Genomic DNA, 26,837 nt, shown 5'->3' with positions numbered 1-26,837 from the left:
ACATGGATAAGCATCAATCTGCCGATCCCGGCGCTTTGCCGGAAGAGATCGCAGTCGAAGAAGAAAGTATGCAGTGGAACGTGTCTGCCGAATTCAACAAGCAGCGCGTCGATAAATACGTAACCGAAGCGATGGGCGACGAAGTGTCCCGCTCCCAGATCCAGCTCTGGATCGATCAGGGGCATATCACCGTCAACGGCAAGACCGTCAAAGCCAATTACAAACTGTCCCCGAACGAGACGGTGGACGTTCGCGTGCCCGCGCCGGAATCGGTCGACATCGTGCCGGAGAACATCCCGCTCGACGTCGTGTACGAAGACTCCGACGTCATCGTGGTGAACAAGCCGCGCGGCATGGTCGTGCACCCGGCCGTCGGCCATTCGTCCGGCACGCTCGTCAATGCCTTGATGTTCCATTGCAAGGACCTCTCGGGCATCAACGGCGAAGTGCGTCCCGGTATCGTGCATCGCATCGACAAAGACACGAGCGGCCTGCTGATGGCTGCCAAGAACGACAAAGCGCACGCCTCGCTGGCCGAACAGCTCAAAGAGCACTCCGTCAGCCGCATCTATACCGCTTTGGCGCACGGCAACATCGCGCATAACCACGGCACCGTGGACGCCAATCTGGGCCGCGACCCGCACGACCGCAAAATGTTCACCGTCGTTCAGAGCGGCGGCAAGCACGCGATCACGCATTTCAACGTGTCCGAACGGTTCGGCGACTACACGCTGCTCGAACTGAAGCTTGAGACCGGCCGTACGCACCAGATCCGCGCGCATATGAAGTTCATCGGCCACCCTCTCGTAGGCGACCCGATGTACGGCCGCACCGGCGGACTTAAGCTGCAGGGCCAGGCGCTGCACGCCGCCTCGCTCGGCTTCACGCATCCGACGACGGGCGAACGGCTGGAGTTCTCCGCGCCGATTCCCGCCGATCTGGAAGAGCTGCTGACCCATCTTCGCAGCCGCTAAGCGCTGCTCTTGGCGAGCCGCGAAGCGGAGCCCATTTTGTACCGTTCGCCTCCCGGTGAGGCGAACCCAAGGGCAAGGACCGCCCATGCTTGCCCTGCTTGAAGAGGGCAAGCCTTTTTTCGCCTTCCCGTCCCGCCGCGCGCCGGTTGGGACGGCAGCCGCGATCCGCCGGCCCTTCCACCCCGAAGCGTCTCCAACCGTCGCAAAAACACCAATTTTCCGCCACATAATCCATGTTCTCCGCCGCGAATCTGCGGCATGATGGAACATAGAACAATCTGTCCAAGGAGCTGAACTTAACCATGAGTATCGAGAGCTATCAGAACACGTTCGTCCAGCAGGTATTTGCCGACCGGATCGGCGGAGCCAACTACGGCAAGGACACCAATATTTATAAATTCGAGAAGATCAAGCGTGCCAAAGCGGCCGCGCGCCAGGCGTTCCCCGATGTCGAACTGATCGACATGGGCGTCGGCGAGCCGGACGAGATGGCCGATGCGGGCATCGTGGCCAAGCTGGCCGAAGAAGCGGCCAAGCCGGAAAACCGCGGCTACGCCGATAACGGCATTCCGGAATTCAAAGCGGCCGCCGCGCAGTATCTGGCCGACGTGTTCAAGGTCGAAGGCATCGATCCGAACACCGAAATCGTCCACTCGATCGGCTCCAAGCCGGCGCTTGCGATGCTGCCGTCCGTATTTATCAATCCGGGCGACGTGGCGATCCTGACCGTACCGGGCTATCCGGTGCTCGGTACGCACACGAAGTACGTGGGCGGCGAAGTGTACAATGTGCAGCTGACCCAGGAGAATAACTTCCTGCCGAATCTCGACGAGATTCCGGCCGATATCGCGAAGCGCGCCAAGCTGCTGTACCTGAACTACCCGAACAACCCGACCGGCGCAAGCGCCACGGTCGAGTTCTTCACGAAGGTAGTCGAGTGGGCCAAAGCGAACGAAGTCATCGTCGTGCATGACGCCCCTTACGCGGCGTTGACTTACGACGGCCTCAAGCCGCTCAGCTTCCTGAGCGTACCGGGCGCCAAAGACGTGGGCATCGAACTGCATTCCCTGTCCAAGTCGTACAACATGACCGGCTGGAGAATCGGCTTCGTCGCCGGCAATCCGCTGATCGTCAAAGCGTTCAGCGACGTGAAGGACAACAACGATTCCGGCCAATTCATCGCGATCCAGAAAGCGGCCGCGTACGGCCTGGCCAATCCGTCGATCACCGAAGGCATCGCGGAGAAATATTCGCGCCGCCACGACATGCTGGTCGGAGCGTTGAATGAACTGGGCTTTACCGCCACGAAGCCAAAAGGCTCGTTCTTCCTGTACGTACAGGCACCCAAAGGAATCAAAGGCGGCGAAACGTTCGGCAGCGGCGAAGCGTTCTCGCAGTTCCTGATTCGTGAAAAATTGATCTCCACCGTACCGTGGGACGACGCGGGTTCGTTCGTACGCTTCTCCGTCACGTTCGAAGCGAAAGGCCTCGACGAAGAGAAACGCGTCATCGAAGAGATCAAGCGCCGCCTGAGCGACGTAGAATTCGAATTTTAATCGGCGATTTCCGTCTGATTTCAATACGTTCAACGTTGGACCCAAGCCAAGTCCGAACAAGCAGAAAGCCGATTCCCGGATGATCCGGGAATCGGCTTTTTTGCGTTTTGGTTTGCGTTTCGATTTTGAATTTCGATTTGCGTTTCGATTTTGCGTTCGATTTGCGGATTCGCAAAAGGAAGGAGGCACGGTTCAATCGATCTTGAACCGTTCGACTTCGCCCTGCAGCTGCTCGGCGAGCAGCGCCAGCGAAGACGACGACTGCCCGATCTGCTCCATCGAAGCAAGCTGTTCTTCGGCAGCGGCGGCGATCTCGTGGGTGCCGGCCTGGTTCGCCTGTGCGGCCTGCGCGATCGCGCCTACCGCCTGGGCGACTTCCTGGGCATGCCCGGCGATCTCGCCGACCTGCGTGTTCATGCCGCTGAGGTCGTCGGATACTTCTTCCGATGCCGCTTTGAGCCGGCGCAGATTGTCCGCGGTCTGCTCGGCCGTCTCCAGGCCGCCGGTGACGGAGTGGCGGATCTTGACGAACGTCTCCAGCGAAGCTTGGATATCGGCCACGATGTCCTGAATGAGGCCTTCGATCGTTTTGGCCGAATCGGCCGACTGCTGCGCGAGCTTCTTGACTTCGCTCGCGACGACCGTGAAGCCGAGCCCGGCTTCGCCGGCGCGCGCCGCTTCGATCGAAGCGTTCAGGGCGAGCAGATTCGTCTGCGAAGCGATCTCGTCGATCGTATGCAGGATGCCGGTAATCGCCTGCGATTTGGCGGACAGGCCGGAGATCACTTCGCCGCCTTCGCGGACCGACGCGTCGATCTCCCGCATGCGGTCCAGCGTCCGGTCGACCAGCAGGTCGCCTTCTTCGGCCATCTCGGCCGAACTGCGCGAAGCGTGCGCCAGACGTTCCGAACCGGTGCGAAGCTCGGACAGCCATTCGAATACTTCGGCCAGGCGGCGCGAACTGTCGGCGACTTTCTCGCTCTGCCGTTCGCTGCCGGCCGCGAAGCCTTCGATCGACTCCGTGATCTGCCGGGTCGCTTTGCCTGTGTGCTCGGCGCTTGCGCTGAGCTGCTCGGAAGAAGCCGCCACGTCCGAGACCGAGCCGTTGATCGAGCGGACGAGCCCGCCGAGCGAAGCGTTCATGTCCCGGAACGAAGCGGCCAGCCGGCCGATCTCGTCGCCGCTGGAATCGGTGATCGTGCCGGTCAGATCGCCGGCGCTGATCGCTTCGGCGGCGCGGGCGACTTTTTGCAGGCGGCGCGCGATCGAACGGGTCAGCAGCCAGATGATCGTTCCGCCGACAAGCAGAGACACGGCGAGCACGGTCATAAGCAGGTAGAAGATCGGCCGCGCCGCTTCCTGCACTTCGTTTTCGTAATAGCTGCCGGAGATGATCCAGCCGCTAAGTTCGTTTTTTTCATAAATGAGCACTTTCGGTTCCGATTCGAAAATATAGCTGAACGTGCCGGCGGCCGCGGTTTGTTCGGACAGCCGGACGGAAATATCGTTGCTTTCTCCGGGTTTGTACGTCGGATGCGAAATATACGTGCCGCTTTCTGTCGTGATGAACGCGTAGCCTTCTTTGCCGATCGTCATCGCCTGCGTCGTTTGCAGCAGCGAATCGATCGAGAGATCGATACCGACCACGCCGCTGCCGTCGCTCATGCGCTTGGCGATCGTGATACCCGTTTTGCCGCTTGAAGCCGAGACGTAAGGTTCCGTGACGACCGCCCGATCCGGGTTGTCCATCGCAAGGGTGTACCAATCCCGGGTGCGCGGATCGTAATCGGCGGGCAGGTTGACGTAGCTCGAAGCGGAACCGATATAGGCGCCGGTCGCAGAGCCGGCGTAAGCCAGGTCGACGTCGCTTTGCGTCAAGTCGTACGTATCGAGCGGCGCGTTCACCGTTCCGGTCTTGAATCCGCCGGACGCGAAAGCGGTCGAGGTCAGCGTGGACGCCAGATAATCGACCGCGTCGATTCTCGACTGGATATCGCGCGAGACGATCGCATTCATCGTTTTGACGCTCGAAGTCGAGTTGGTCGTCAGCTCTCGGCTGAGCGCGGTTACGGCCGAGCGGTAAGACAAGGCGGCCGATACGAACAGCGAGACGACCAGGATGGAGATGAAGAAGATTAACAGTTTGCTGCCCAAAGATAAAGAAAAACGTTTGCTTTTTAACAAGTTCATTCAGTAATCGCTCCCTAGTTGCGTTCTAACCTATAATATCGGTAATCCAATCCAGAAATTCCAGCAACCGTTTTCGAAAAAAGCCCGGGAGAAGTTTAACAAAAACCTGTTGCATAAATACAACATTTAAATGTATAATTATAAACAAGAAAACAAACGGTTTACGAGCTTGCGCATGCCGCATGAATCGAAGACGCACTCAAGCGGAGCCGCGTCACGCCGGTCATGCGGCACAGATGAGGCCAAAGCGAAGGCGGGTGGTTGACAGGAGCAAGCGCTTCTGTCATAATTCATTGCAACAGAGGCGCTGCGGCGCCCAATGAATAGCACCTTTAATTCAGTCCCGTGAGACTGGCAAGGTAACGTGAACGACGATTCACCAGGTATGCATCCGCCGAGAGCGGGTACATTTTTGGCGCGCTTCGTCGCATCAATGTGTCGATTTCGACCCCTTGCCCATTCGGGCGAGGGGTCTTTTTGCGCACAACGGCAAAAGAACCGACGTTCACGGGGCCGAGAGGTGACACCAACCTTTTGCCTAAGGAGGCGCACGCTCATGAACGAAACGCATGTCATTATGGATGAAGCCGCTATTCGCCGGGCATTGACCCGGATCGCCCACGAAATTCTGGAAAAGAACAAAGGGATCGAAGGCTGCGTGCTTGTCGGCATCAAGACGCGCGGCGTACCGCTGGCCAAGCGGATCGCCAAACGCATCTTCGAAATCGAGGGAACGCCGGTCGCCTGCGGAGAGATCGACATCAGCTCGTACCGTGACGACCGCGATTCGAGAGAGCCGAACATCAACTGCCAGGAACTGTTCGGAGACGCGGATGTGTCGATCGAGAACAAAAAAGTGATTTTGTTCGATGACGTGCTCTACACGGGCCGCACGATCCGCGCCGCCATGGACGCCCTGATGGACTGCGGACGGCCGCAGATGATCCAGCTCGCCGTGCTCGCCGACCGCGGACACCGCGAACTGCCGATCCGCGCCGACTACGTGGGCAAGAACGTACCGACCTCGCGGACGGAAGAGATCGAAGTGTTCCTAAGCGAAATCGACGGAGCCGAAGAAGTGCGTATCGGCAGCCGCCGGGAGGTGCTCGCATGATCGCCTATCATCCTTCGCTCCGCGATCGCCAGCTGCTCGGCCTCAAAGACATGGGAGCCGCCGAGCTGGAATCGATCCTCAAACGAGCCGCTTACTGGGAAGCACACGAAGAAAAGCGCATTCCGGTGCTGGAGCACCGTTTTATCGCCAATATGTTTTTCGAGAACAGCACGCGCACCCGCTTCTCGTTCGAAATGGCGCAAAAAAGACTCGGCGCGCAGGTATTGAACTTTGCGGCAGCCGCTTCGAGCGTCGAAAAAGGCGAGTCGGTCTACGACACGGTCCGCACGCTTGAAAGCATGGGTATCGACGCCGGCGTCATCCGGCTGAAGCCGATCGGCGTGCTCGAAGAACTCGCCAAGCACGTCAAAGTGCCGCTGATCAACGCCGGAGACGGCAACAACGAACATCCGACGCAGGCGCTGCTCGATCTGTACACGATGAAGAAACAGTTCGGCGAGATTCGCGGCCTGACCGTCTCGATCGTCGGCGACATCAAGCACAGCCGCGTGGCCCGCTCGAATCTGTGGGCGCTCAAAGCGCTCGGCGCGAACGTGAAGTTCTGCGCCCCCCACAGCATGCAGGCTGCGGAACTCGAAGAACATGCGCCTTATGTGACGATGGACGAAGCGCTGGACGCGGACGTCGTCATGATGCTGCGGGTGCAGCTGGAGCGGCATGCCGAAGGCGTGCTGAAGTCGGCTGACGAATACCGCGCCCAGTACGGCTTGACGACGCAGCGCGCCGCCAAGATGAAGCCGCACGCGATCATCATGCATCCGGCTCCCGTGAACCGCGACGTCGAGATCGACAGCGAACTGGTGGAAGCGCCGAACTCGCGGATTTTCCCGCAGATGCAAAACGGCGTGCCGATCCGCATGGTGGTCGTCGAACGGGCGCTGCGCTAAGCGGACCCCGGCAGAGCGGCACACGGATAACGGATAGACGGCGGACAACGGACGGACAAGGCGGACGGAAACGAAAAGCGAGAACGGAACCGGAGGGATTTGGACCATGATGAATTATTCGAACGTGGACGTATGGATTCAAAATGCAAGCGTGCTGAGCGAAGACGGGCAGCTGCAGCGGAGCGATATTCTGATTCAGGACGGCAAAGTGCTGGCCATTCTGTCTTCCGGCTGGTACCAATCGGCGGACGACCGGATGATCGAGAACGAGAACGAAGCGATGCTCGTGTACGACGCCCAGGGCAAGCTTGTGACGCCGGGCTTGATCGATATGCACGTGCATCTGCGCGAACCGGGCTTCGAGCACAAAGAAACGATCGAGAGCGGCGCGCGTTCCGCGGCGCAGGGCGGATTCACGACGATCGCCTGCATGCCGAACACCAAGCCGGTCACCGACAATCCGGAGACCGTCAAGCTGGTGCTGGGCAAAGCCAAAGAAGCGAACCTGGTCAACGTGCTGCCGTACGCGGCAATTACCAAAAACGAACTGGGCCGCGAACTGACGGACTTCGAAGCGCTGAAAGAGGCAGGCGCGATCGGCTTTACCGACGACGGCGTAGGCGTGCAGAACGCGCAGATGATGAAAGACGCCATGACCAAAGCCGCCGCGCTCGGCATGCCGGTCATCGCCCACTGCGAAGACGACTCGCTGGTCAAAGGTCTGTACGTGTCCGAAGGCGAATTTGCGAAAAAACACGGCATCAAAGGCATTCCGAACGAATCCGAAGCGATTCATGTCGGACGGGACGTACTGCTGGCCGAAGCGACGGGCGTGCATTACCATGTGTGCCACGTCAGCACCGAACAGTCGATCCGCCTGATCCGCCTCGCCAAGTCGATCGGCGTGAACGTGACCGCCGAAGTGTGCCCGCACCATCTGGTGCTGTCCGACGAAGACATTCCGGGCATGGACGCCAACTGGAAAATGAACCCGCCGCTGCGCACCCCGCGCGACGTCGCGGCCTGCATCGAAGCGCTTGAAGACGGCACGATCGATATCCTCGTGACCGACCATGCGCCGCACAGCGCGGAAGAGAAAGCCAAAGGCATGCTGCTCGCGCCGTTCGGCATCGTCGGCTTCGAGACCGCCTTCCCGCTGCTGTACACCGAGTTCGTCCAAAAAGGACGCTGGACGCTGGACTTCCTCGTCCGCCGCCTGACCCAGGACCCGGCCCGCGTGTTCGGCCTGAACGCCGGCAAGCTGCAGGTCGGCGCAACCGCCGATCTCGCCGTCATCGACCTCGAACTCGAAAAGATCGTCGATCCCGACCAGTTCGCGACCAAAGGCCGCAACACGCCTTTCACCGGCCGCGCGCTGTCCGGCTGGCCCGTCATGACCCTCGTCGCCGGCCGCCCCGTCTTCGGCGCCGAACTGACCCAGAGCGTGAACAGCTGACCCGCGCGAGCCGTCCAGAAGCGATAGCTTCGGTGACGCTCCCGATCTTAAATGCCTTGCCCGAGCCGTCCAGAAGCTATAGCTTCGGTGACGCTCCCGATCTTGACCGCCTTGCCCGAGCCGTCCAGAAGCTATAGCTTCGGTGACGCTCCCGATCTTAAATGCCTTGCCCGAGCCGTCCAGAAGTTATGACTTCGCCGACGCTCCCGATCTTAAATGCCTTGCCCGAGCCGTCCAGAAGCCATAGCTTCGCCGACGCTCCCGATCTTGAGTCCCTTGATCTTAAGCTTTGAGTCTTTGACCTTACCGTAACGCCTACATCCAAAGGGAGCGGAGGGCTGAAGAGGAGATTGAGAAGCGCAGCGTTCGCATTTGAAATCCGCTTTTCTACCGACAGCTGCTTTAAGTCCAATCGGAAGAAAAACGGATTTCAACGGCGATCGAAAGCCCTCTTCAGCCCGCAGCGTCTCCCAACCACCCCCCACACCTATTATTTTCCAAAAACCGAGGAGGATACACACCCATGCAGGCAAAACTTCTGCTCGAAGACGGCACGCTCTTCACCGGCCGCTCGTTCGGCGCCCAAGGCGACACAACCGGCGAGGTCGTGTTCAATACAGGCATCACCGGATACCAGGAAGTACTGTCCGATCCGTCGTACTGCAACCAGATCGTGACGATGACCTACCCGCTGATCGGCAACTACGGCATTACCCGCGACGACTTCGAATCGGTCCGCCCGTTCGTGAACGGCTTCGTCGTGCGGCGCTACGAGCCGGTGCCGAGCAACTGGCGCGCCGAGTACACGCTCGACGAGCTGCTCAAAGAGCACGGCATCGTCGGCATCAGCGACATCGACACCCGCATGCTGACCCGCATCCTGCGCAACCACGGCACGATGCGCGGCATTTTGACCGCGGGCAGCAAGTCCGTCGAAGAGCTGCAGGAGATGCTGCAATCTTCCGAATTGGTCACGAACCAGGTGCAAAGAACGTCCACGCAGCATGTGTATAACAGCCCCGGCAAAGGCGAGCGGATCGTCGTGATCGACTACGGCGCCAAAAGCGGCATCGTGCGCGAACTGAGCGCACGCGGCTGCGACATCGTCGTCGTGCCGCAGGACACGACGGCCGAGCAGATCCGCCGCATGAGCCCGGACGGCATCCAGCTGTCCAACGGTCCCGGCGACCCGAAAGACGTGCCGCAGGCGGTCGAGACGATCAAGCAGCTGCTCGGCGAATACCCGATCTTCGGTATCTGCCTCGGGCATCAGCTGCTGGCGCTGGCCGGCGGCGCGGATACCGAGAAGCTGAAGTTCGGCCACCGCGGCGGCAACCACCCGGTGAAGGAACTGGAAAGCGGCCGCTGCTACATCACGTCGCAGAACCACGGCTACACGGTCAAGGAAGAATCGCTGGCCGGTACCGACTTTGAAGTTACGCATATCAACAACAACGACAAGACGATCGAAGGGCTGCGGCACACGAAATTCCCGGCGTTTTCCGTACAGTACCACCCGGAAGCGGCGCCCGGTCCGTTTGATAACAGCTACCTGTTCGACCGCTTTATCGATACGATCCGCGAATTCAAAAAAAGCAGTCCCAAGCAGCCGCGACAAGCCGCAATGATGGCCGCGATGAGAGGAGCACGTTAATTATGCCGAAAAACGACAAACTCAAAAAAATTCTGGTGATCGGTTCGGGCCCGATCGTAATCGGTCAGGCGGCCGAGTTCGATTATGCCGGTACCCAGGCGTGCCAGGCTCTCCGTGAAGAAGGCGTGGAAGTCGTCCTGATCAACAGCAACCCGGCTACGATCATGACCGACACGAACATGGCCGACAAAGTATACATCGAACCGATCACGCTCGAATTCGTGACGCAGATCATCCGCCACGAACGTCCGGACGGCCTGCTGCCGACGCTCGGCGGCCAGACCGGTCTGAACATGGCGGTTGAATTGGCGCGCGCCGGCGTACTTGAGAGCGAGAACGTCAAGCTGCTCGGCACCCAGTTGGAATCGATCGAAAAAGCGGAAGACCGCGATTTGTTCCGCGACCTGATGCGCGAGCTGGAACAGCCGGTTCCGGACAGCGTTATCGTGACGACGCTCAACGAAGCGCTTGATTTCGCGGGCGAGATCGGCTATCCGATCATCGTGCGTCCGGCCTACACGCTGGGCGGCACCGGCGGCGGCATCTGCGTGGACGAAGAAGAACTGCGCGAGATCGTCGTGTCCGGCCTGCGCTACAGCCCGATCGGGCAGTGCCTGGTCGAGCGCAGCATCGCCGGCATGAAGGAAGTCGAATACGAAGTGATGCGCGACGCCAACGATAACTGTATCGTCGTCTGCAACATGGAGAACTTCGATCCGGTCGGCGTACATACCGGCGACAGCATCGTCGTCGCGCCGAGCCAGACGCTGTCCGACCGCGAATACCAAATGCTGCGTTCCGCGTCGCTCAAAATCATCCGCGCGCTGAACATCGAAGGCGGCTGCAACGTGCAGTTCGCGCTCGATCCGCACAGCTTCCAATATTATGTCATCGAAGTGAATCCGCGGGTCAGCCGCTCGTCGGCGCTCGCTTCCAAAGCGACCGGCTACCCGATTGCCAAAATGGCTTCCAAGATCGCGCTCGGCTACACGCTGGACGAGCTGATGAACCCGGTTACCGGGCAGACGTACGCCTGCTTCGAACCGGCGCTCGACTACATCGTGTCGAAGATCCCGCGCTGGCCGTTCGACAAGTTCATGCACGCCAACCGCAAGCTCGGCACGCAGATGAAAGCGACCGGCGAAGTCATGGCGATCGGCCGCACGTTCGAAGAGTCGATTCAAAAAGCGGTCCGTTCGCTGGAGATCGGCACGCACCGCCTGCTCGTCAAAGGCGCCGACGCGCTGAGCGAAGAAGACCTGAACAGCCGCCTGGCGAAGCCGGACGACGAGCGCATGTTCCTGATCGCCGAAGCGTTCCGCCGCGGCTACGCGCTGGAGACGATCCAGGATCTGACCAAGGTCGACTGGTGGTTCCTCGACAAGATCGAGCGCATCGTCGTGTTCGAGACGGTGCTGGCCGAGACCGACGAACTGTCGGACGAGCTGCTGACCGAAGCGAAGCGCATGGGCTTCACCGACCGCGCGATCGCCGAACTGCGCGCGCAGGGACGCGAGAACGGAAGATTGACGAAGGAAGCCGACGTTCGCGCTTACCGTAAAGAGATCGGGCTCGTGCCGGTCTACAAAATGGTCGATACGTGCGCGGCCGAGTTCGAATCGGAGACGCCGTACTACTACTCGACGTACGAGCAGGAGAACGAAGTGACGCAGACGGACAAAGAGAAGATCATCGTGCTCGGTTCCGGCCCGATCCGTATCGGCCAGGGCATCGAGTTCGACTACTCGACCGTGCATGCCGTCTGGGCGATCCGCAAAGCCGGTTACGAAGCGATCATTATCAACAACAACCCGGAGACGGTCTCGACCGACTTCAACACGTCCGACCGTCTCTACTTCGAGCCGCTCTTCTTCGAAGACGTCATGAACGTCATCGAACAGGAGAAGCCGATCGGCGTCATCGTGCAGTTCGGCGGCCAGACGGCAATCAACCTCGCGAAGCCGCTGCAGGACGCGGGCGTGAAGATTCTCGGCACGTCGCTCGACAGTATCGACGAAGCGGAAGACCGCAAGCGGTTCGAAGCGATGCTGTCCCGTCTTGATATCGCGCAGCCGAAAGGCAAAACGGTCACTTCGGTCGACCAGGCGGTCGAAACGGCGGAAGGCCTCGGCTATCCGGTACTCGTGCGTCCGTCGTACGTACTCGGCGGCCGCGCGATGGAGATCGTGTACTCCGACGAAGAGCTGCTCAGCTATATGAAGGAAGCGGTAGACATCAATCCGGAGCATCCGGTTCTGATCGACCGCTACATGCTTGGCAAGGAAGTCGAAGTCGACGCGATCTGCGACGGCGATACGGTGCTCGTGCCGGGCATCATGGAACATATCGAACGCGCGGGCGTTCACTCCGGCGACTCGATCGCGGTGTACCCGCCGCAGCATCTGTCCAAAGAACTGCAGGAGAAAGTCGTCGACATCACGATTCGCATCGCGAAAGAGCTGAAGACGATCGGCCTGCTCAATATCCAGTTCGTTATTTTCCAAAATGAAGTCTATGTCATCGAAGTAAATCCGCGTTCGTCGCGTACGGTACCGTTCCTGAGCAAAGTCACCGACATCCCGATGGCGAACCTCGCGACGCAGGCCATTCTCGGCGTCAAGCTGGCGGATCTGGACTACAAAGAAGGACTGTGGCCGGAAAGCAACCAGGTCGCGGTCAAAGTGCCGGTGTTCTCGTTCGCCAAGCTGCGCCGCGTCGAGCCGACGCTCGGACCGGAAATGAAGTCGACAGGCGAAGTCATGGGCCGCGACAAACATTACGCCAAAGCGCTGTACAAAGGTCTCGTCGGCGCAGGCATGAAGATTCCGTCCACCGGATCGATCATCGTCACCGTCGCCGAAAAAGACAAAGCGGAAGCGGTCAAGCTGATGGAAGGCTTTTACACGCTGGGTTACTCGATCATGGCGACCGGAGGCACGGCCAAAGCGCTTGAAGACGCCGGTATCCCGGTAACGCGCGTCAACAAGCTGAGCGAAGGCGAGCCGAACATTCTGGACAAAATCCGCAGCGGAGAAGCGAACTTCGTGTTCAATACGCTGACCAAAGGCAAAACGCCGGCGCGCGACGGATTCCGTATTCGCCGCGAAGCGGTCGAGAACGGCGTGGTCTGCATGACTTCGCTCGATACGGTCGCGGCGCTGCTGGACATGCTGGAGACGGTAAGCTTCACGTCCCGCGCTATGCCGGTCGGAGCGCAGAGCCTGTAACCATCGACAACCGGAACAGCGAACACCGACAGGCGCCATGCAGATTTTGCGGGCGCCTGTCGTCTGCGCGCCGGGCCGGATACCGTCGCAACACGGAAAAGGGAGGAACCCCATGACTTCGATCCACACGTCGCCGATGGCGCAGCGGCTCATGGTCGCGCTCGATTATCCGGACGACCGGGCAGCGCGGCAGCTCATGCTGAGCCTGGAAGGCATTCCCTGCTATATGAAAGTGGGCATGCAGCTTTTTTATCAAGCGGGACCGCAGTTCGTACGCGAGCTCAAAGAGCGGGGATACTCGGTTTTTCTCGATTTGAAAATGCACGACATCCCGAATACGGTCAAAGGCGGCGCGAACAGCATCACGAAGCTCGGCGTCGACATGTTTAACGTGCACGCCGCAGGCGGATCGACCATGATGGCCGCCGCAATGCGGGGCGTGGAAGAAGCTTTGGCGGCGGATTCGGCGCTGAGCCGGCCGCTCGTGATCGCGGTCACGCAGCTGACGAGCACCAATCTAGGCACGATGAACGAAGAAATCGGCATCCCGGGCAGTATCGAAGACGCAGTCATCCACTACGCGAAGCTTGCGTCCGGCGCCGGCTTGGACGGCGTCGTGGCCAGCCCGCTCGAAGCGCAGGGCATCAAGGACGCCTGCGGCGCGCACTTCCGTACGGTAACGCCGGGTATCCGGCCTGCGGGCAGCGCGGCGGACGATCAATCGCGCACGAAGACGCCGGGCGAAGCGATCGCCGGCGGCAGCGACTATATCGTCGTCGGCCGGCCGATCACCGCCGCAGCCGATCCGAGAGAAGCGATCATTCGAATATTGGAGGAGATGACACAATGACGACTCATACGGCAACAGAAGCGAAAATTGCGGCAGACCTGCTGAACATCGGCGCGGTGGCCCTGAGCCCCGACGAACCTTTTACATGGACATCGGGTATCCAATCCCCGATCTACTGCGACAACCGCCTGACGATGGCGTACCCGGAAGTGCGCGAGCGGATCGCGGACGCTTTCGCCGAATTGATCCGGACGCAGTACCCGGACGCGGAAGTTATCGCCGGAACGGCGACGGCCGGCATTCCGCATGCGGCGTGGGTGGCGCAGAAGCTGAATCTGCCGATGGCATACATTCGCGACAAAGCGAAAGGCCACGGCAAGCAGAATCAGATCGAAGGACTGATCAAGGCAGGGCAGAAAGTCGTCGTGATCGAAGACTTGATCTCCACCGGCGGCAGTTCGCTCAAGGCGGCGCTGGCCGTGCGCGAAGCCGGAGCGGAACCGCTCGCCGTACTCGCGATTTTCAGCTATCAGCTGGACCGCGCGACTTCCGCTTTTGCCGAGGAGAACGTGCCGCTTGCGACGTTGTCCAACTATACGGCGCTGATGCAGACGGCGCTTGAGCTCGGCACGATTCAAGAAAGCCAGGTCGAGCTGCTCCAATCGTGGCGCGCGGACCCGTCGGCGTTCGGCCGCTGATCAATGCCCTTATAACCTAAGCAAGGCCGGAATCCGCAATCGGAATTCCGGCCTTTTGACGATTTCCCGGCGCGGCGTCTCTGGACGGTCTCTGCGCAATGGGGTAAGCTTGTTCTAAGAATAGTTCTCAAAATAAACCGTCATATCCGTAACCAATCCCACGATATCGGCGTTCATACAAGCGGGACGTCACCAAGACAACGAGAGGGGCAGGGATCATGAAGAGGTTGACCAGACCGTACTGGACGGGCATGATGACCCTACTTACGGGGCTGCTTGTGCTGCCGGGCTGTTTTTCGGAGAACGACCTGCCGAAGCCGACGCTGCATGCGGAAGGCGCTGCCGGCGAGTCCGCCGGCAATCGCGGAAGCGGCGATACGCTGCGGATCGGCATCTTGACCGGCGAAGCCGGAGATCGCTATTATCGCGAAGCCTACACGGACGTTTACGAATATATGCACCCCGAGCTCGATATACAGATCGTGCCTGCCGTCGACACGTCTCGCTACCGGTATCTCGATCCGGACTCGGAGCAGTATCGACCGGAAGTTCCATTGGATGAGCTTAAAAAGTTGACCGAAGGCGACGACCCGGTCGACGTGCTGATCCTCGATCCCGAGACGCTGCGCGCGGCCGCAAGTAACGGCTGGACCGCACCGCTGGCGCCTTATCTGGCGCAGACGGGCGCAAGCGAACAGGACTTCGCTCCGGCCGTCATCGGCGGACTCAAAGAGCTTGGCGGCGGCGAATTGTACGCGCTGGCGCCGGAGTATGCGTCGTCCGCGCTGTACTACAACGCCGACTGGTTCGAGCGCAGCGGGGTCAAGCCGCCGGAAGACGGCATGACGTGGGACGAGATCTTCGCGCTGGCCCGCGCGGCGAGCGGAGAAAATGCCGACAAAGGGCATGTGTACGGATTGTCTTTTACCCAGACACTCGCGGAAGATCCGCTCTGGGCGATCCGCCTGTACACCGATCCGCTCGGGCTGTCGACGTTCGATTCGGACAAAGGCGAGATGACCGTCAATACGCCGCAGTGGCTGGACGTCTGGACGAAGCTTGCCGATATGGCGCAGCAGGAAGCGATACCGCTCAATCTTCGCCCGAATACCGATCCGGACCGCTATGATCCGTTCGGCGGCGACCTGTTCCTCGGCGGACAGACGGCCATGACGATCGCGGACAGCAGCTACGCGTCGAACTTGCAGACGGCGTCGCGCAACGCGGAACGGATCGAAGGCTTCGACGCGTTCAAATGGAACACCGTGACGCTGCCGGTCCATCCCGGCCGGGAAGGGATCGGCGCCGGGGTCAAGCTCGGCGATACGTTCTCGATCGTCGCTTCGAGCAAGAAGCAGGCCGAGGCTTGGGCATTTATCGACTTCGTGACCGGCGAGCGGATGCAGGGCATGGAGCTGCATGATCCGTACCGGATGCCGAGCCGGCTGAGCGCGATCGCGCAGGAAGCGGAGCGTCACGGCTACCGGAGCGAAGCGTTCACGCAGCTGAGGCCCGCCGAGCCGATCGCCGAGCGCGAAGAGAAAGCCGTACAGGAAAATCCGCAGCTGTGGCAGATCAGCGACGCCGGCCGTCAGCTGTTCCAGCGCGTGCTGCGCGGCGAACTTCCGGCGAAGCAGGGACTGGAACAATGGGAGAACGAAGGCCGCCGCTGGCTCAAAGGTCCGTTCGCCGAAGACGGCACGCTTGCGCTTGGCGAGCGGGAGTTTGGACAAGGACTTACGGGCCTGTATAGACCGATGCTAAAAAGCTCTTGACTTGACGGTACGCAGGGGTTATACTATTCAATGTTGCTGTTCACGGATAGCACATTGAAAATGTCGCGGGGTGGAGCAGCTCGGTAGCTCGTCGGGCTCATAACCCGAAGGTCGCAGGTTCAAATCCTGCCCCCGCAATTGAAGCAAGATTGTCCCGGCTCGGTCTTCCGGCCGCAACCGGAACCAGGGCCCTTAGCTCAGTTGGTTAGAGCTACCGGCTCATAACCGGTTGGTCACAGGTTCGAGTCCTGTAGGGCCCATTATGGCAAAAACCCTTACGTAGTAAGGGTTTTTTTGCGTTTGGAGATAAGATGCGTACGTTCTGACAAGTAATCCCGGTCTTCTTCGAAAGTTAAAACAGCCCTTACTTTCCAGAGTAAAGGCTGTCCAAAGTTCCCCTAATCAAATAAAACTCCAACAAAACAAACCGCTCTTTTGCGCTCTGATCCAACTCATTCCCAGCCCAGCCCAGCTCAACCCAATCTAACCGAAATAAGTGCACCACTACACTTATTTCCGCTAAAAACCGACCCGATCGCAAATAACTGCACAGAACCATTTATTTGGCGGGAAAATGGTCTTTCAATCGCCTGCATGAGCAAATAGCTGCCCTCACGCAGTTATTCTGCTCAAACCGGGCATCCAACACGGAAATAACTGCTCTCACGCAGCTATTCCTTCCCACACCAGCTCATTCACTCACTCAAACGTACCCTTCCGCCCATACACGCCTACTCACCCACGTCCTTCCGTCTACGCGCCTGTTCATTCACTCACTCACATTCGCCCACCCGTCTACACGTTCATCCGCCAACTCCGCTCCAGTCTCGCACCCCCTACAACCCCGCAAACACCAAATTCCGCAATTTCCGCGTTACCGCAAGGGTGCCGGAGTCTCTTTTTTGCACCATAAACAGGAACGTCAGCTTGTCGAGCGGGCTGTTGGCGAAGTAGGCGCCGAGCCAGCCGTCCCAGCCGTATTCGCCGACGCTGCCGAGCAGGCCGGCTTGGCCGGGGTGGGTGAGGACGCGCATCTGGCTGCCGTAGCTGTGGCCGATCAGCGAATGCCAGCCGGCGAAGCCGGCCTGTTGGCGGTCGCTCAGCGCTGCGGAAGTGAGCTGGCGGACGGTTCTCGGCTTCAGCAGGCGGGCGCTGCCGAGGCAGCCTTCGTTAAGCAGCATCGTCGTGAATTTGGCGGCGTCGTCGATCGTGGAGCACAGTCCGGCTCCGCCGGACTCGAATGCCGGTTCCCGGTCGAAAAGGTGCAGGACGCCGAGGTGGTCGCCTTCGTACGTCTTCAATCCGCCGTTCCCGTCGTCTTGAACCGTTTTCGCCAGACGTGTGCGTTTACTTTCCGGCAGCCAGAAGCCCGTGTCGGGCATGTCCAGCGGCTCGAAGATTTCCCGTCGCAGAAACTCTCCGAACCGCATGCCGCTGACGATCTCCACGATCGCGCCGAGGATATCGGCCGACGTGCCGTATCGCCAGTCCGAACCCGGCTCGAACGCGAGCGGGCCCCGGCCCATCCGGTCGGCGAACTCCAGCGTGCCCATCGGACGATCGCCGTGCAGTCGGTCGCCGAGCTCCCGGAACAACGCTTCCGCATGCTGCCCCGCCCGGTCTTCTCCGCCGTAGACCAGCCCCGACGTCATATGCAGCAGGTCGTGCACGTGGACTTCGCGGATCGGCGGAACCAATCGGTCGCCCTGCTCGATCAGCGGACGGCCAAAAGACGGAATATACCGGCTCACCGGATCAAGCAGATCGATTTCCCCGCGCTCCACCAGCAGCATAATAGCGGTCGCCGTGATCGGCTTCGTCATCGAATAGAGGCGGAAGATCGCGTCCCGGGTCATCGGGCGTCCCGACTGTGGATCGGCGAGACCGTCTTCCAGGTAAAAAAGTTCTCGGCCGCCTTGCAGTACGAGCAGATTGGCACCGGCGATCTCCTGGCGTTCGATGCTTGTTCTCAGCGTTTTTCCCAAACTTGCGAGTGTATCGGATTGCAGCATGGTCGTAAGTCTCCTTTTTCCGGTTCAAATGGTTCTTCAAATCTTTCCCCAAGAAATAGTAAGCCTATTTGAAAAAGTTGTACAGGGGGGAAGCATCGTTTTGGTGTTGGCGTCGGAACCTTCAGCGCGGTAACGCCTGCGTCCCCGTACAGCTTTTGCGGTATTGGCTCGGCGTTTTGCCGGTGAACTTTTTGAACTGCCGCATGAAATGGGTGTCGTTCTCGTAGCCGCACATGAGCGAGACGGAGCCGATCGACTGGGTGTCGTTTTCGAGCAAATACTTGGCGAATTCCAGTCGGCTGCCGATCAGGTCGAGCGAAACGGGGCAGCCGAACAGTTCTTTGTACACATGCTGAAAATGGGAACGGCTGAGATTGACTTCCGCCGCCAGTTCGTCGATCGTGTACCGCTGCTGCGGCGTGCTGTAGATCCGGCTGCGCAGTTCGGACAGTTGGGCGAAATAGCGCGCCATCCGCTCCGAACCCGGGCGCAGCCGGCGCAGATTGCCAAGCTTCAGCAGCAGGCCGCGCAGGTCGGAATCGATAATCCGCTCCTGCAGCGGACCGCCGAGCCATGTGCTGCGCTGAAGTTCCATCACGAGCCGGGACAGCGAGCCCGAATGGACGGCGGGCACCGGTTCGTCGAGCGGCAGGTCAAGGTCCGACAGCAGTTCCGAGACGTCCGCGCCGTCAAAATGCAGCCAGTCGTTGACGAACGAACGGTCTGCGCTGCGGTACCGGTAAGGCGTATCCGGGCGGAACATCATCCACGTGTCCGGCGATACGGTGACCGTGCGTCCGTTCACGGTGACGTGCGCATGGCTTTTGAACAGCACGAACACGTAGCGCCCCGAGCCGTTCGGCCGGTCGATCAGCAGGCCGTCGGGATGGGTGGAATGGTATCCGCACTTGGCGAGCTTGAGCATAAGCGGCTCCTCTCGATCGCACAATCGATCAGTTTTTGCTCATTATAGGCTATCGCTTTGCCGCCGCGCAAAATTTTATAGTAAAGAAGCGGACGGGACACGCCGGCTATACGGCGCAGCCCGACAACTTTTGGCGAAGGAGTGGAGGATAACGCTATGCAACCATCTAACGACAAGCACGCGGCAATCGGCGAACACCGGGACTGGCTGGACTCGACGCTGGACAAATTGAAGGTGAAAATGTCGGCGGAATGCGCCCGGATCGGCAGCGGCATCCCGTATATTCCGGCGAACGGACGTTACGAAGACTGGGGCGTTCGGGACATCTACTGGTGGACGAACGGCTTCTGGCCGGGCATGCTGTGGCAGATGCACAAGGCGACGGGAGAAACGGCTTACCGTGCGGCGGCGGAGGAAGTGGAGGAGCGGCTCGACGAGGCGCTGCTCGGCTTCGACGGACTGCACCACGACGTAGGCTTTATGTGGCTGCACACGGCGGTCGCCAACTACCGGCTGACCGGCAGCGCCCGTTCCCGGAGCCGGGGACTGCAGGCGGCCAGCGTGCTCGCGGGACGCTACAATCCGGCGGGACGGTTTCTGCGGGCGTGGAACGACGAGCCGGGCAACAACCGCGCGGGCTGGATGATCGTTGACTGCCTGATGAACGTGCCGCTGCTGTATTGGGCGAGCGAAGAGACGCAGGACCCGAGATACCGGGACATCGCGATCGCGCATGTCGACACGGTGCTGCGCACGACGCTGCGGGCGGACGGTTCTGCGAACCATATCGTGATCCTCGATCCAGTCGACGGCACCGTACTGGACAAGCCGGGCGGCCAGGGCTTTGCCGAAGGTTCGTCGTGGAGCCGCGGGCAGGCCTGGGCGCTGTACGGCATGGCGTTGAGCCACAGGCATACGCGCAAAAGCGAATATTTGGACGCCGCGAAGCGGATCGCGCACTATTTTATCGCCAATGCCGCCATGACCGGTTACGTGCCGCTGGCCGACTTCCGCGCGCCGGCGGAGCCGGTCGTACACGATACGACGGCGGCGGCCTGCGCGGCCTGCGGCCTGCTGGAGCTTGCCGAAGCCGTGGACGAGCATGAACGCCGGCTGTACGTCGAGGCCGCGATTCGCATGCTGCGGGCTTCGGAGCAGAAATTCGCCAACTGGGCGCCGGGCGAGGACGGTATCCTCGGAGGCGGGACAGTGGCGTATTTCAGCGAAGAGCGCGAAGTTCCGATCATCTACGGCGATTATTTCTTCATCGAAGGCGTGCTTCGGCTGTCGGGGCAGGATCGGCATCTATGGTAAAATCGGACGGGACGCGCAAAGCCTGGGTCGATACGCTGCTTGCGATCGGCGATCCGATTCTGGACGCGTTGGATCAGGGCGAGCTCAGACAGCGCCTGCCGACACACTTCCATCCCGAACGCGCCCGCTATGCGTGCCTGGAAGCGTTCGCGCGGCTCATCTGCGGCATGGCGCCGTGGCTGGAGCTTGAAGGGCTGGAAGGCGAGGAGGAGCACTTGAGGGCGCGCTGCCAGGACTCGGTACTTCGGGGCATCGCCGCCGCGACCGATCCGGACTCGCCGGACTACATGAACTTCTCGGACGAAGGCCAGCCGCTGGTCGATGCCGCTTTTCTCGCCCATGCGCTTGTACGGGCGCCGCGCGCGCTTGCGGGGAGTCTGCCGGAAGAGGTCAAGACGAGGCTGATCGCGGAGCTTCGCCGCACACGGCGGACCGTTCCGCCCAAGACGAACTGGCTGCTGTTCAGCGCGATGGTGGAAGCGGCGCTGGATCTGCTCGGCGACGCGGACTACGACCGCATGCGGATCGATCTGGCGCTGCATCTGCATATGGACTGGTATCAGGGCGACGGACTGTACGGAGACGGGCCGGAGTTTCGCTGGGATTATTACAACAGCTTCGTGATCCAGCCCATGCTGGTCGATCTGGTAGGGAGGTTCCGGCATCTTTCGCCCGATTATGCCAAAATGGAGAAGACGATCCGGTCCCGGGCATCGCGTTATGCGTCCGTACTGGAGCGGATGATCGCGCCCGGCGGCACGTATCCGTATATCGGGCGTTCGCTTGCGTATCGATGCGGGGCGTTCCAGCATTTGGCACAGGCTGCGCTGCAGCATTTTCTGGAAGACAATTTGGCTCCGGCTCAAGTGCGCTGCGCGCTCACCGCCGTTATTCGGCGCAGTCTGGACGCGCCCGGCACGTTCGACGCGGAAGGCTGGCTGACGCCCGGCGTGTACGGACATCAGCCGGAGCTTGCGGAAGGGTATATCAGCGTAGGCAGCTTGTATCTGTGTTCGACCGCGTTTCTGCCGCTGGGACTTGCGCCGGACGATCCGTTCTGGGCGGAGCCGGATACCCACTGGACGTCGGCGAAGATTGCGGCGGGAGCACGCGTCGGCGCGGATACGGCGCTGTACGGCTGAGCGGAAGCGGGCGACGCGTGGACGGGACCGGAGGAACCGAACACGGATTTTGGTGAAAAACGAAGCTTGTCCGTGCTGTCGCTCGGGCGAGCTTTTTTCCATACCGATTAGGCTTGACATTATCTTTAATCAAAGATATTATAAACGTAACGGAAATACTTTTAAATAAAGATTCTTAAAATAAAATATTCGGAGGGATTCAGATGAACAAACAAACGGCAGGGATTCACCATATTACGGCTATCGTGGGTCATCCTCAGGAAAATATCGATTTCTACGCGGGCGTGCTGGGACTGCGGTTGGTGAAGCAAACGGTCAACTTCGACGATCCGGAGACGTATCATTTCTACTTCGGCAGCGAGGGCGGCAAGCCGGGCACGATCATGACGTTTTTCCCGTGGGCCAATGCGTATCGGGGCAAAGTGGGAGCGGGGCAGGTCGGCATCACATCGTTCGTTATCCCGGTCGGCTCGATCGGATTCTGGCAGGAACGCCTGGCCAAGTTCGACGTGCCGGTCACGGAGCTGAGCCGCTTCGGCGAGCGTTATCTCGAATTCGACGATCCGCACGGCCTGCATCTGGAACTGGTGGAGCGGGCGGACGGAGAAGCCAACACGTGGACGTTCGGAGACGTGACGCCGGAGACGGCGATCAAAGGCTTCGGCGGCGCGACGCTGCTGTCGGCCCAACCGGATAGGACCGCCGAGCTGCTGGAAAAAGTGATGGGGCTGACGTACGTCGGCACCGACGGCGATCTGGCCCGGTACCGCTCGACAGCGGACATCGGCAATCTGATCGACTTGAAGATGACGCCTGTCGCGCGGGGCACGATGGGCGTCGGCACGGTGCATCATATCGCGTGGCGGGCCGAAGACGACGCCGACCAGTTGGCCTGGCAGGATTACGTCGCGGATCACGGATACGGCGTGACGCCGGTGCAGGACCGCAACTACTTCAATGCCGTCTATTTCCGCGAGCACGGCGAGATCCTGTTCGAGATCGCGACCGACCCTCCGGGCTTCGCGCATGACGAGACGCCGGAGACGATGGGCACGAAGCTGATGCTGCCCGCCCAATACGAAGCGCATCGTGCGCAGCTGGAACAGACGTTGATTCCGTTCGAAGTTCGCAGCCTGGATCCGAAGCGTCCTTGAAGCCGATCAGCCGACTCCGTACGCGCACCGAAAAACCTGCACTCCCGGCGGAGTGCGGGTTTTTTGGCGCGTGGACACGGGATCGACCCCGGTCCCGTTAATTCAAAAAGTTCAGCAGAGCCCGGAACAGCAAGAAGATCAGCCGCGGGAAAGCCAGCAGCACTTCGACCAGTATCTCGACAAAAGCCCATTTGCCGTCATTGTCTCCCGACCGCCTGCCGCCGCGTCTGCGCATGCTTCTTGCCATTTTACCGTCTCCTCCCGGTGACCTCTCTTGTTACCTCTTTATATATAACTTATTAATATACCCGTTTCACGGAAGACGAAACGAACAGCGGTCGAAAAGTTTGCTTTTTGCAACTTGCAATGGTAAAGTATAGAGACTGCAAAAGGGGTACAATTGATAGCCGTGCTTTTCCATCGGTTCGGACTGTCCGTTAGTGGGTCCTTACAAAGGAGACTCCATATGGAATTGGAAGAACAGCAAGTCATGAAGGTACAGGCACATCTTCAGCGCATTTTTACGAACGGCTATTTTGTCGTGATTCGGGTACACAGTTCGGACGAGCTGTTTGTGGGACAGATTACGGAGCTTGACTTGAATGGCGGTAAGTTGACGATCGGAAGATGGGGAGAGTTGAAGCAGCTTGAGATTGAAGACATTTCAAGTACGGAAGTTCCCGGCCACGAAGAATAGACAAACTTAATGTTGATCGCATAGAATAGAGCGAAAGCTTCATCCTCGGGATGAAGCTTTTTTTTTGTGGTTATACCAAAAAAAACATCACCCTGGGTGAAGCAGTTTTTTGTGGTTATACCAAAAAAAACATCACCCTGGATGAAGCAGTTTTTTGTGGTTATACCAAAAAAAACATCATCCTAAATGAAGCGGTTTTTTGTGGTTATCCTTTTTTCGAGCATACAAAAAAAGCCCCGCCGAAGCGGAGCTTTTGAACGAAGTAGAACGATCTTAGAATTTGGCAGCCAGGTCGGCCGCTTGCTTGACGCCTTCTTCGATGATCGAAGCGGCGCGGTCCGGGAATTGGTTGTGTCCTTCGAGAACGACCACTTCCGGATTGCGGATGCCCCAGAAGCCGAGGGTGTTCTTCACGTAGTTGAGGGACATTTCCATGCCGCTCATCGGTTCTACGGAGTACACGCCGCCGCGGGCTTGCAGCAGAGCGACTTTCTTGTCGGTTACGAGACCTACCGGACCTTCAGCGGTGTATTTGAACGTCTTGCCCGCTTGGTTCAGGTAGAACAGGTAAGTCAGCAGTTGAGCCGGAATCGTGAAGTTCCAGAGCGGGAAAGCGAACATGACTTTGTCCGCGCCGAGGAATTGATCCAGATACGTGTTGGCCAGACCGGCCAGGCGCTGTTCTTCCGCAGTCGCTTCCATGCCTTGAGCCGCTTTGAACAATCCGCTCATCATATCGTTATCGTAGTAAGGAAGATCCGCTTCGAACAGGTTCAATTCGGTAATGATATCATCCGGGTGAGCGGCTCTGTAGCTTTGCACGAAGCTTTCGTACAGCTTGACAGTGGCCGATTGGTCGGCCGGACGGTTGTTTGCTTTAATGAAGAGAACGTGGGACATGGATGGTTTCCTCCTGAAATATCTTTTGTAGTTTAACTTTCTTAATTATAGTATATGAAATAAAATAAAGAGTCAACCCATTTTTTGAAAAAAAGAGAGCAAGCAAATTTTAATCGGATTTTCAGGTTGCTATCAGGTACGTTTAAGCTTGGGTCGGTATATTAACGGTACAACCCCTCTGTAACATAGACTTTGGCCCCGGTGCTTCGGCATCGGGGCTCTTTTTTTGTCCATATCCGTTAAACGACGCCAAAAAGCCCTCGCGAACGAGGGCTTGGCGGTTGATGGCTTCATGCGGCCTGAACGGCCGCAGCGTCGATTACAGGAAAAACGACAGGCCGACGACGACGGCTACCGAGCCGAGCGTGAACAGCAGAATCGTGCGCAGTTCGCGAATCATGAGCAGACCTTCCTGCTTGTGATGCTCTTCGGTGCGATGCATGGTTCCTTTGGACATTTGATTTTCCTCCTTTCGAAGCGGATTCGATTACGTTCGACATCCGGGGAAAGGGCAGGAACGAACCCTTGAACTTAAGCGGCCTCAGCAGGCGGTGCCTGCGCAGGATCGGAATACGCGAATCGGTGTGCGGATTGCGCGGAGCGAGCGCGAGAGGCGCCGCCGGAAGCCAAGGGAACAGCGGCAGGGCCGCCGTGTCGGGCGCCGGCGTCGAAGGCTGGGCGGCAGGCGGCGCGTACGGATGCTGCTGATGGTAGCCCGCGTGCCGAAGTTCCGATTCCGGCACGCTGACCGCCGTGCCCGGCAGCCGGACTTCCGGCAGCAGCACGAACAGCAGGCACAGCAGCGCAATCGCCGCTTTTGCGCCCAAGCGCGAGCTTTTTCCAAGCATGTCTTCGCCTCCTTCCGTCCGGTTCTGCCTTCGCGTTCGTTCTATTTATATCGTCTTGTATATTATGGGAACAAGAGAGGGACAGCGTCAAGAGGTTCGGCGCGTCTGCGCGCCCGATTCAGCCAAACAGCAGAAATCCCGCCAGCACGAACAGCAGAACGAACAGCACGAGCATGAAGCCCAGCGTCAAATTGACGATCAGGCGCGAAGAGCGGAACACGCCTTCGTTAATGTCCCGGCGTTTGCGCTGGTAATCGAGCGTCGCGGACAGCAGCAGCGAGAAGGCGAACAACAGCGAACCGATACCGGCCGCGACCGCGAACAGATGCGCTTTTTCCCCGTAGGTCGAATTGAAGAGCCCTGCGGCCAGAAAGCCGAGGCCCGCCACGGCGATGCACGTCCGCACCCAGGCCAGATACGTGCGTTCGTTGGCCAGATGCTGCTGGACGTATTTGTTTTCCGTCGATCCCGTCGATTGCGTTCCGTTCACAGACAGTTCCTCCGATCAGTTGAGAATGAACTCGACCTGCGTGCCGTCCGGGTAATCGTCCAGCGCGTGGCCGACCCAGGAACCGGCTCCGCGGTTGTCGGACGGTTCGACATATTCGATGTCCGCGCCCGTGCCGCCTTCTTCGCACATCGCCATCGGCCATTCGTCGCGATCGAAGCCTTTTTTGGTCGGGATGCCGCGCAGCGAGTCGTCGCGGTTCTCCTCGGCGCCGCCGCGGTCGATCGTGCAGACGCGGGATTCGCCGCTTGCGATCGCGTCCCGGATATGCGCGGCCGTGGCGGGATAGCGGTCGACGGGAAATTCGAGGCGAATCGTCTCGCCGCTGCCGCGGCTTCCGATATCGAGGTCCAGATCGAGCAGGGGACCGACGATTTTGTACAGCTGCGGGGCGAACAGAATCAGCAGGGCGGCGAGGACGATCGTGATCACCGACGGCGCTTTGCCCTTTTTGTTGCGGGAATTCTTTTTGCTCACACGAAGAAGCCTCCTTAACCGGTAGTCGGAGCTTCATTATACCGGAAAAGAGGCTGTTTCGCGTGCACAAATTTATCGGCTGCTTCCAGCGGCTACTTGTCGAGTTCTTCGGAATCTTCCGGATCGTCGATCAGACTGTCTTCGCCTTTGAGGTTGTCGCGGGTCACTTGGTCGAACGAACCCGGATCGGTCTCTTCGTAGCGCGGGTCGACATCGGGAATATCGTCCGGGCCCGGCCCTTTATCGTTCACGTCGGCTTCTCGGTCTCTGGTCATCGTCGTCACCCTTTCTGGAGATCTTTTGGATATCTTTCTCTTAAAAAGGATACACGTTCCCGGCCCGAATGAATCATTTCGTAAAATGCAATCTTCCGCCGTTCACAAAAGAAGCATTTACCCCGTGCGAACGAGATCGTCCGCGCTGCGCTTCGCGTTGGGGATACCCACTCTTGAAAACGTGAAAAAAAGAACGAAAACGAATGAAAACGACCTCAATCGGAGATTGCTAATTAGCGGCGA

General features: G+C 59.4%; 23 protein-coding genes and 2 tRNA genes. 16 read left to right on the top strand and 9 right to left on the bottom strand.

The features are described 5' to 3' along the window. Positions 1-2 precede the first annotated feature (2 nt). Together FFV09_RS02720 and FFV09_RS02715 are read left to right on the top strand one after the other, a co-directional pair. On the top strand, positions 3-974 hold the full coding sequence (locus FFV09_RS02720) for an RluA family pseudouridine synthase (protein WP_141446259.1): 972 nt from the start codon (positions 3-5) through the stop codon (positions 972-974). Positions 975-1,276: 302 nt separating this feature from the next. Beyond that, on the top strand, positions 1,277-2,530 hold the full coding sequence (locus FFV09_RS02715; RefSeq protein WP_141446258.1) for an LL-diaminopimelate aminotransferase: 1,254 nt from the start codon (positions 1,277-1,279) through the stop codon (positions 2,528-2,530). A 192-nt stretch (positions 2,531-2,722) separates the two neighbouring features. On the opposite strand, the gene FFV09_RS02710 is transcribed toward FFV09_RS02715, so the two are convergent. Then, positions 2,723-4,720, bottom strand: a complete 1,998-nt coding sequence (locus FFV09_RS02710; protein ID WP_141446257.1) for a methyl-accepting chemotaxis protein — start codon at positions 4,718-4,720, stop codon at positions 2,723-2,725. Positions 4,721-5,276: 556 nt separating this feature from the next. On the opposite strand from FFV09_RS02710, the gene pyrR reads away from it, so the two are divergent. The 10 genes from pyrR (at position 5,277) to FFV09_RS02660 (ending at position 16,602) form a co-directional block, all read left to right on the top strand. Further along, positions 5,277-5,834 carry a bifunctional pyr operon transcriptional regulator/uracil phosphoribosyltransferase PyrR gene (gene pyrR / locus FFV09_RS02705; RefSeq protein WP_141446256.1) on the top strand — a complete coding sequence of 186 codons (558 nt, stop codon included), beginning with the start codon at positions 5,277-5,279 and terminating at the stop codon, positions 5,832-5,834. Then, entirely contained in the window at positions 5,831-6,742 is a 912-nt protein-coding gene (locus FFV09_RS02700) for an aspartate carbamoyltransferase catalytic subunit (RefSeq protein ID WP_141446255.1), read from the top strand. The genes pyrR and FFV09_RS02700 overlap by 4 nt, the downstream gene beginning before the upstream one ends. 106 nt (positions 6,743-6,848) lie before the next feature. Further along, positions 6,849-8,198 carry a dihydroorotase gene (locus tag FFV09_RS02695; RefSeq protein WP_141446254.1) on the top strand — a complete coding sequence of 450 codons (1,350 nt, stop codon included), beginning with the start codon at positions 6,849-6,851 and terminating at the stop codon, positions 8,196-8,198. A gap of 523 nt (positions 8,199-8,721) precedes the next feature. After that, a complete protein-coding gene (carA, locus tag FFV09_RS02690) occupies positions 8,722-9,852 on the top strand; it encodes a glutamine-hydrolyzing carbamoyl-phosphate synthase small subunit (protein WP_141446253.1) in 1,131 nt (376 codons plus the stop codon). A gap of 2 nt (positions 9,853-9,854) precedes the next feature. Beyond that, positions 9,855-13,079: a carbamoyl-phosphate synthase large subunit gene (carB, locus tag FFV09_RS02685; protein ID WP_141446252.1), complete on the top strand. Its 3,225-nt coding sequence runs from the start codon at positions 9,855-9,857 to the stop codon at positions 13,077-13,079. Between the two features lie 112 nt (positions 13,080-13,191). Further along, positions 13,192-13,929 carry an orotidine-5'-phosphate decarboxylase gene (gene pyrF, locus FFV09_RS02680; protein WP_281288470.1) on the top strand — a complete coding sequence of 246 codons (738 nt, stop codon included), beginning with the start codon at positions 13,192-13,194 and terminating at the stop codon, positions 13,927-13,929. Then, on the top strand, positions 13,926-14,567 hold the full coding sequence (gene pyrE / locus FFV09_RS02675; RefSeq protein WP_141446251.1) for an orotate phosphoribosyltransferase: 642 nt from the start codon (positions 13,926-13,928) through the stop codon (positions 14,565-14,567). Before pyrF ends, pyrE begins: the two co-directional genes overlap by 4 nt. Positions 14,568-14,785: 218 nt before the next feature. Then, the gene (locus tag FFV09_RS02670) at positions 14,786-16,342 is read left to right on the top strand and encodes an ABC transporter substrate-binding protein (protein ID WP_141446250.1); all 1,557 of its coding nucleotides are present in this window, start codon (positions 14,786-14,788) and stop codon (positions 16,340-16,342) included. A 64-nt stretch (positions 16,343-16,406) separates the two neighbouring features. Next, a tRNA-Met gene (locus tag FFV09_RS02665) sits at positions 16,407-16,480 on the top strand. A gap of 48 nt (positions 16,481-16,528) precedes the next feature. Beyond that, positions 16,529-16,602 (top strand) — tRNA-Ile (locus tag FFV09_RS02660). Between the two features lie 576 nt (positions 16,603-17,178). Here FFV09_RS02660 and FFV09_RS02655 read toward each other — a convergent pair. Both FFV09_RS02655 and FFV09_RS02650 read right to left on the bottom strand, forming a co-directional pair. Then, positions 17,179-18,354 (bottom strand): serine hydrolase domain-containing protein, encoded by a 1,176-nt coding sequence (locus FFV09_RS02655; RefSeq protein WP_141446249.1) that lies wholly within the window; start codon positions 18,352-18,354, stop codon positions 17,179-17,181. 121 nt (positions 18,355-18,475) lie between these two features. After that, positions 18,476-19,279 (bottom strand): helix-turn-helix domain-containing protein, encoded by an 804-nt coding sequence (locus tag FFV09_RS02650; protein ID WP_141446248.1) that lies wholly within the window; start codon positions 19,277-19,279, stop codon positions 18,476-18,478. Positions 19,280-19,435: 156 nt separating this feature from the next. Between FFV09_RS02650 and FFV09_RS02645 the strand changes: the two genes are divergently transcribed. From FFV09_RS02645 to FFV09_RS02635, 3 genes are all read left to right on the top strand, one after another. Further along, on the top strand, positions 19,436-20,593 hold the full coding sequence (locus FFV09_RS02645) for a glycoside hydrolase family 88 protein (RefSeq protein WP_141446247.1): 1,158 nt from the start codon (positions 19,436-19,438) through the stop codon (positions 20,591-20,593). After that, a complete protein-coding gene (locus tag FFV09_RS02640) occupies positions 20,587-21,735 on the top strand; it encodes a DUF2264 domain-containing protein (protein ID WP_141446246.1) in 1,149 nt (382 codons plus the stop codon). Before FFV09_RS02645 ends, FFV09_RS02640 begins: the two co-directional genes overlap by 7 nt. Before the next feature lie 203 nt (positions 21,736-21,938). Continuing rightward, the gene (locus tag FFV09_RS02635) at positions 21,939-22,889 is read left to right on the top strand and encodes a ring-cleaving dioxygenase (RefSeq protein WP_141446245.1); all 951 of its coding nucleotides are present in this window, start codon (positions 21,939-21,941) and stop codon (positions 22,887-22,889) included. Positions 22,890-22,986: 97 nt separating this feature from the next. Here FFV09_RS02635 and FFV09_RS23665 read toward each other — a convergent pair whose 3' ends face one another. Beyond that, complete coding sequence (locus tag FFV09_RS23665; protein WP_170314916.1) at positions 22,987-23,136, bottom strand: hypothetical protein; 150 nt, start codon at positions 23,134-23,136, stop codon at positions 22,987-22,989. A 219-nt stretch (positions 23,137-23,355) separates the two neighbouring features. Here FFV09_RS23665 and FFV09_RS02630 point away from each other — a divergent pair, with 219 nt between their 5' ends. Further along, entirely contained in the window at positions 23,356-23,586 is a 231-nt protein-coding gene (locus FFV09_RS02630; protein ID WP_141446244.1) for a hypothetical protein, read from the top strand. Positions 23,587-23,859: 273 nt separating this feature from the next. On the opposite strand, the gene FFV09_RS02625 is transcribed toward FFV09_RS02630, so the two are convergent. From FFV09_RS02625 to FFV09_RS02610, 5 genes are all read right to left on the bottom strand, one after another. Further along, positions 23,860-24,486, bottom strand: a complete 627-nt coding sequence (locus tag FFV09_RS02625) for an FMN-dependent NADH-azoreductase (protein WP_141446243.1) — start codon at positions 24,484-24,486, stop codon at positions 23,860-23,862. Between the two features lie 319 nt (positions 24,487-24,805). Next, positions 24,806-24,943: a hypothetical protein gene (locus tag FFV09_RS23660; protein WP_170314915.1), complete on the bottom strand. Its 138-nt coding sequence runs from the start codon at positions 24,941-24,943 to the stop codon at positions 24,806-24,808. A gap of 509 nt (positions 24,944-25,452) precedes the next feature. Then, entirely contained in the window at positions 25,453-25,824 is a 372-nt protein-coding gene (locus tag FFV09_RS02620) for a YidH family protein (protein WP_170314914.1), read from the bottom strand. 15 nt (positions 25,825-25,839) lie between these two features. Next, entirely contained in the window at positions 25,840-26,205 is a 366-nt protein-coding gene (locus FFV09_RS02615) for a NucA/NucB deoxyribonuclease domain-containing protein (RefSeq protein WP_281288490.1), read from the bottom strand. Positions 26,206-26,411: 206 nt separating this feature from the next. Further along, a complete protein-coding gene (locus tag FFV09_RS02610) occupies positions 26,412-26,594 on the bottom strand; it encodes a hypothetical protein (protein WP_141446240.1) in 183 nt (60 codons plus the stop codon). Positions 26,595-26,837: the final 243 nt, after the last annotated feature.

Source organism: Saccharibacillus brassicae, assembly GCF_006542275.1.
Lineage (GTDB): Bacteria > Bacillota > Bacilli > Paenibacillales > Paenibacillaceae > Saccharibacillus > Saccharibacillus brassicae.
The sequence above is the reverse complement of the archived record's forward strand: the minus strand, read 5'-3'. Positions and strand labels throughout refer to the sequence as shown.

Bases quoted from the DNA above. Each gene is read 5' to 3' on its own strand.
- FFV09_RS02720 (WP_141446259.1), top strand. From the start codon at position 3: ATGGATAAGCATCAATCTGCCGATCCCGGCGCTTTGCCGGAAGAGATC.
- FFV09_RS02715 (WP_141446258.1), top strand. From the start codon at position 1,277: ATGAGTATCGAGAGCTATCAGAACACGTTCGTCCAGCAGGTATTTGCC.
- FFV09_RS02710 (WP_141446257.1), bottom strand. From the start codon at position 4,720: ATGAACTTGTTAAAAAGCAAACGTTTTTCTTTATCTTTGGGCAGCAAA.
- pyrR (WP_141446256.1), top strand. From the start codon at position 5,277: ATGAACGAAACGCATGTCATTATGGATGAAGCCGCTATTCGCCGGGCA.
- FFV09_RS02700 (WP_141446255.1), top strand. From the start codon at position 5,831: ATGATCGCCTATCATCCTTCGCTCCGCGATCGCCAGCTGCTCGGCCTC.
- FFV09_RS02695 (WP_141446254.1), top strand. From the start codon at position 6,849: ATGATGAATTATTCGAACGTGGACGTATGGATTCAAAATGCAAGCGTG.
- carA (WP_141446253.1), top strand. From the start codon at position 8,722: ATGCAGGCAAAACTTCTGCTCGAAGACGGCACGCTCTTCACCGGCCGC.
- carB (WP_141446252.1), top strand. From the start codon at position 9,855: ATGCCGAAAAACGACAAACTCAAAAAAATTCTGGTGATCGGTTCGGGC.
- pyrF (WP_281288470.1), top strand. From the start codon at position 13,192: ATGACTTCGATCCACACGTCGCCGATGGCGCAGCGGCTCATGGTCGCG.
- pyrE (WP_141446251.1), top strand. From the start codon at position 13,926: ATGACGACTCATACGGCAACAGAAGCGAAAATTGCGGCAGACCTGCTG.
- FFV09_RS02670 (WP_141446250.1), top strand. From the start codon at position 14,786: ATGAAGAGGTTGACCAGACCGTACTGGACGGGCATGATGACCCTACTT.
- FFV09_RS02655 (WP_141446249.1), bottom strand. From the start codon at position 18,354: ATGCTGCAATCCGATACACTCGCAAGTTTGGGAAAAACGCTGAGAACA.
- FFV09_RS02650 (WP_141446248.1), bottom strand. From the start codon at position 19,279: ATGCTCAAGCTCGCCAAGTGCGGATACCATTCCACCCATCCCGACGGC.
- FFV09_RS02645 (WP_141446247.1), top strand. From the start codon at position 19,436: ATGCAACCATCTAACGACAAGCACGCGGCAATCGGCGAACACCGGGAC.
- FFV09_RS02640 (WP_141446246.1), top strand. From the start codon at position 20,587: ATGGTAAAATCGGACGGGACGCGCAAAGCCTGGGTCGATACGCTGCTT.
- FFV09_RS02635 (WP_141446245.1), top strand. From the start codon at position 21,939: ATGAACAAACAAACGGCAGGGATTCACCATATTACGGCTATCGTGGGT.
- FFV09_RS23665 (WP_170314916.1), bottom strand. From the start codon at position 23,136: ATGGCAAGAAGCATGCGCAGACGCGGCGGCAGGCGGTCGGGAGACAAT.
- FFV09_RS02630 (WP_141446244.1), top strand. From the start codon at position 23,356: ATGGAATTGGAAGAACAGCAAGTCATGAAGGTACAGGCACATCTTCAG.
- FFV09_RS02625 (WP_141446243.1), bottom strand. From the start codon at position 24,486: ATGTCCCACGTTCTCTTCATTAAAGCAAACAACCGTCCGGCCGACCAA.
- FFV09_RS23660 (WP_170314915.1), bottom strand. From the start codon at position 24,943: ATGTCCAAAGGAACCATGCATCGCACCGAAGAGCATCACAAGCAGGAA.
- FFV09_RS02610 (WP_141446240.1), bottom strand. From the start codon at position 26,594: ATGACCAGAGACCGAGAAGCCGACGTGAACGATAAAGGGCCGGGCCCG.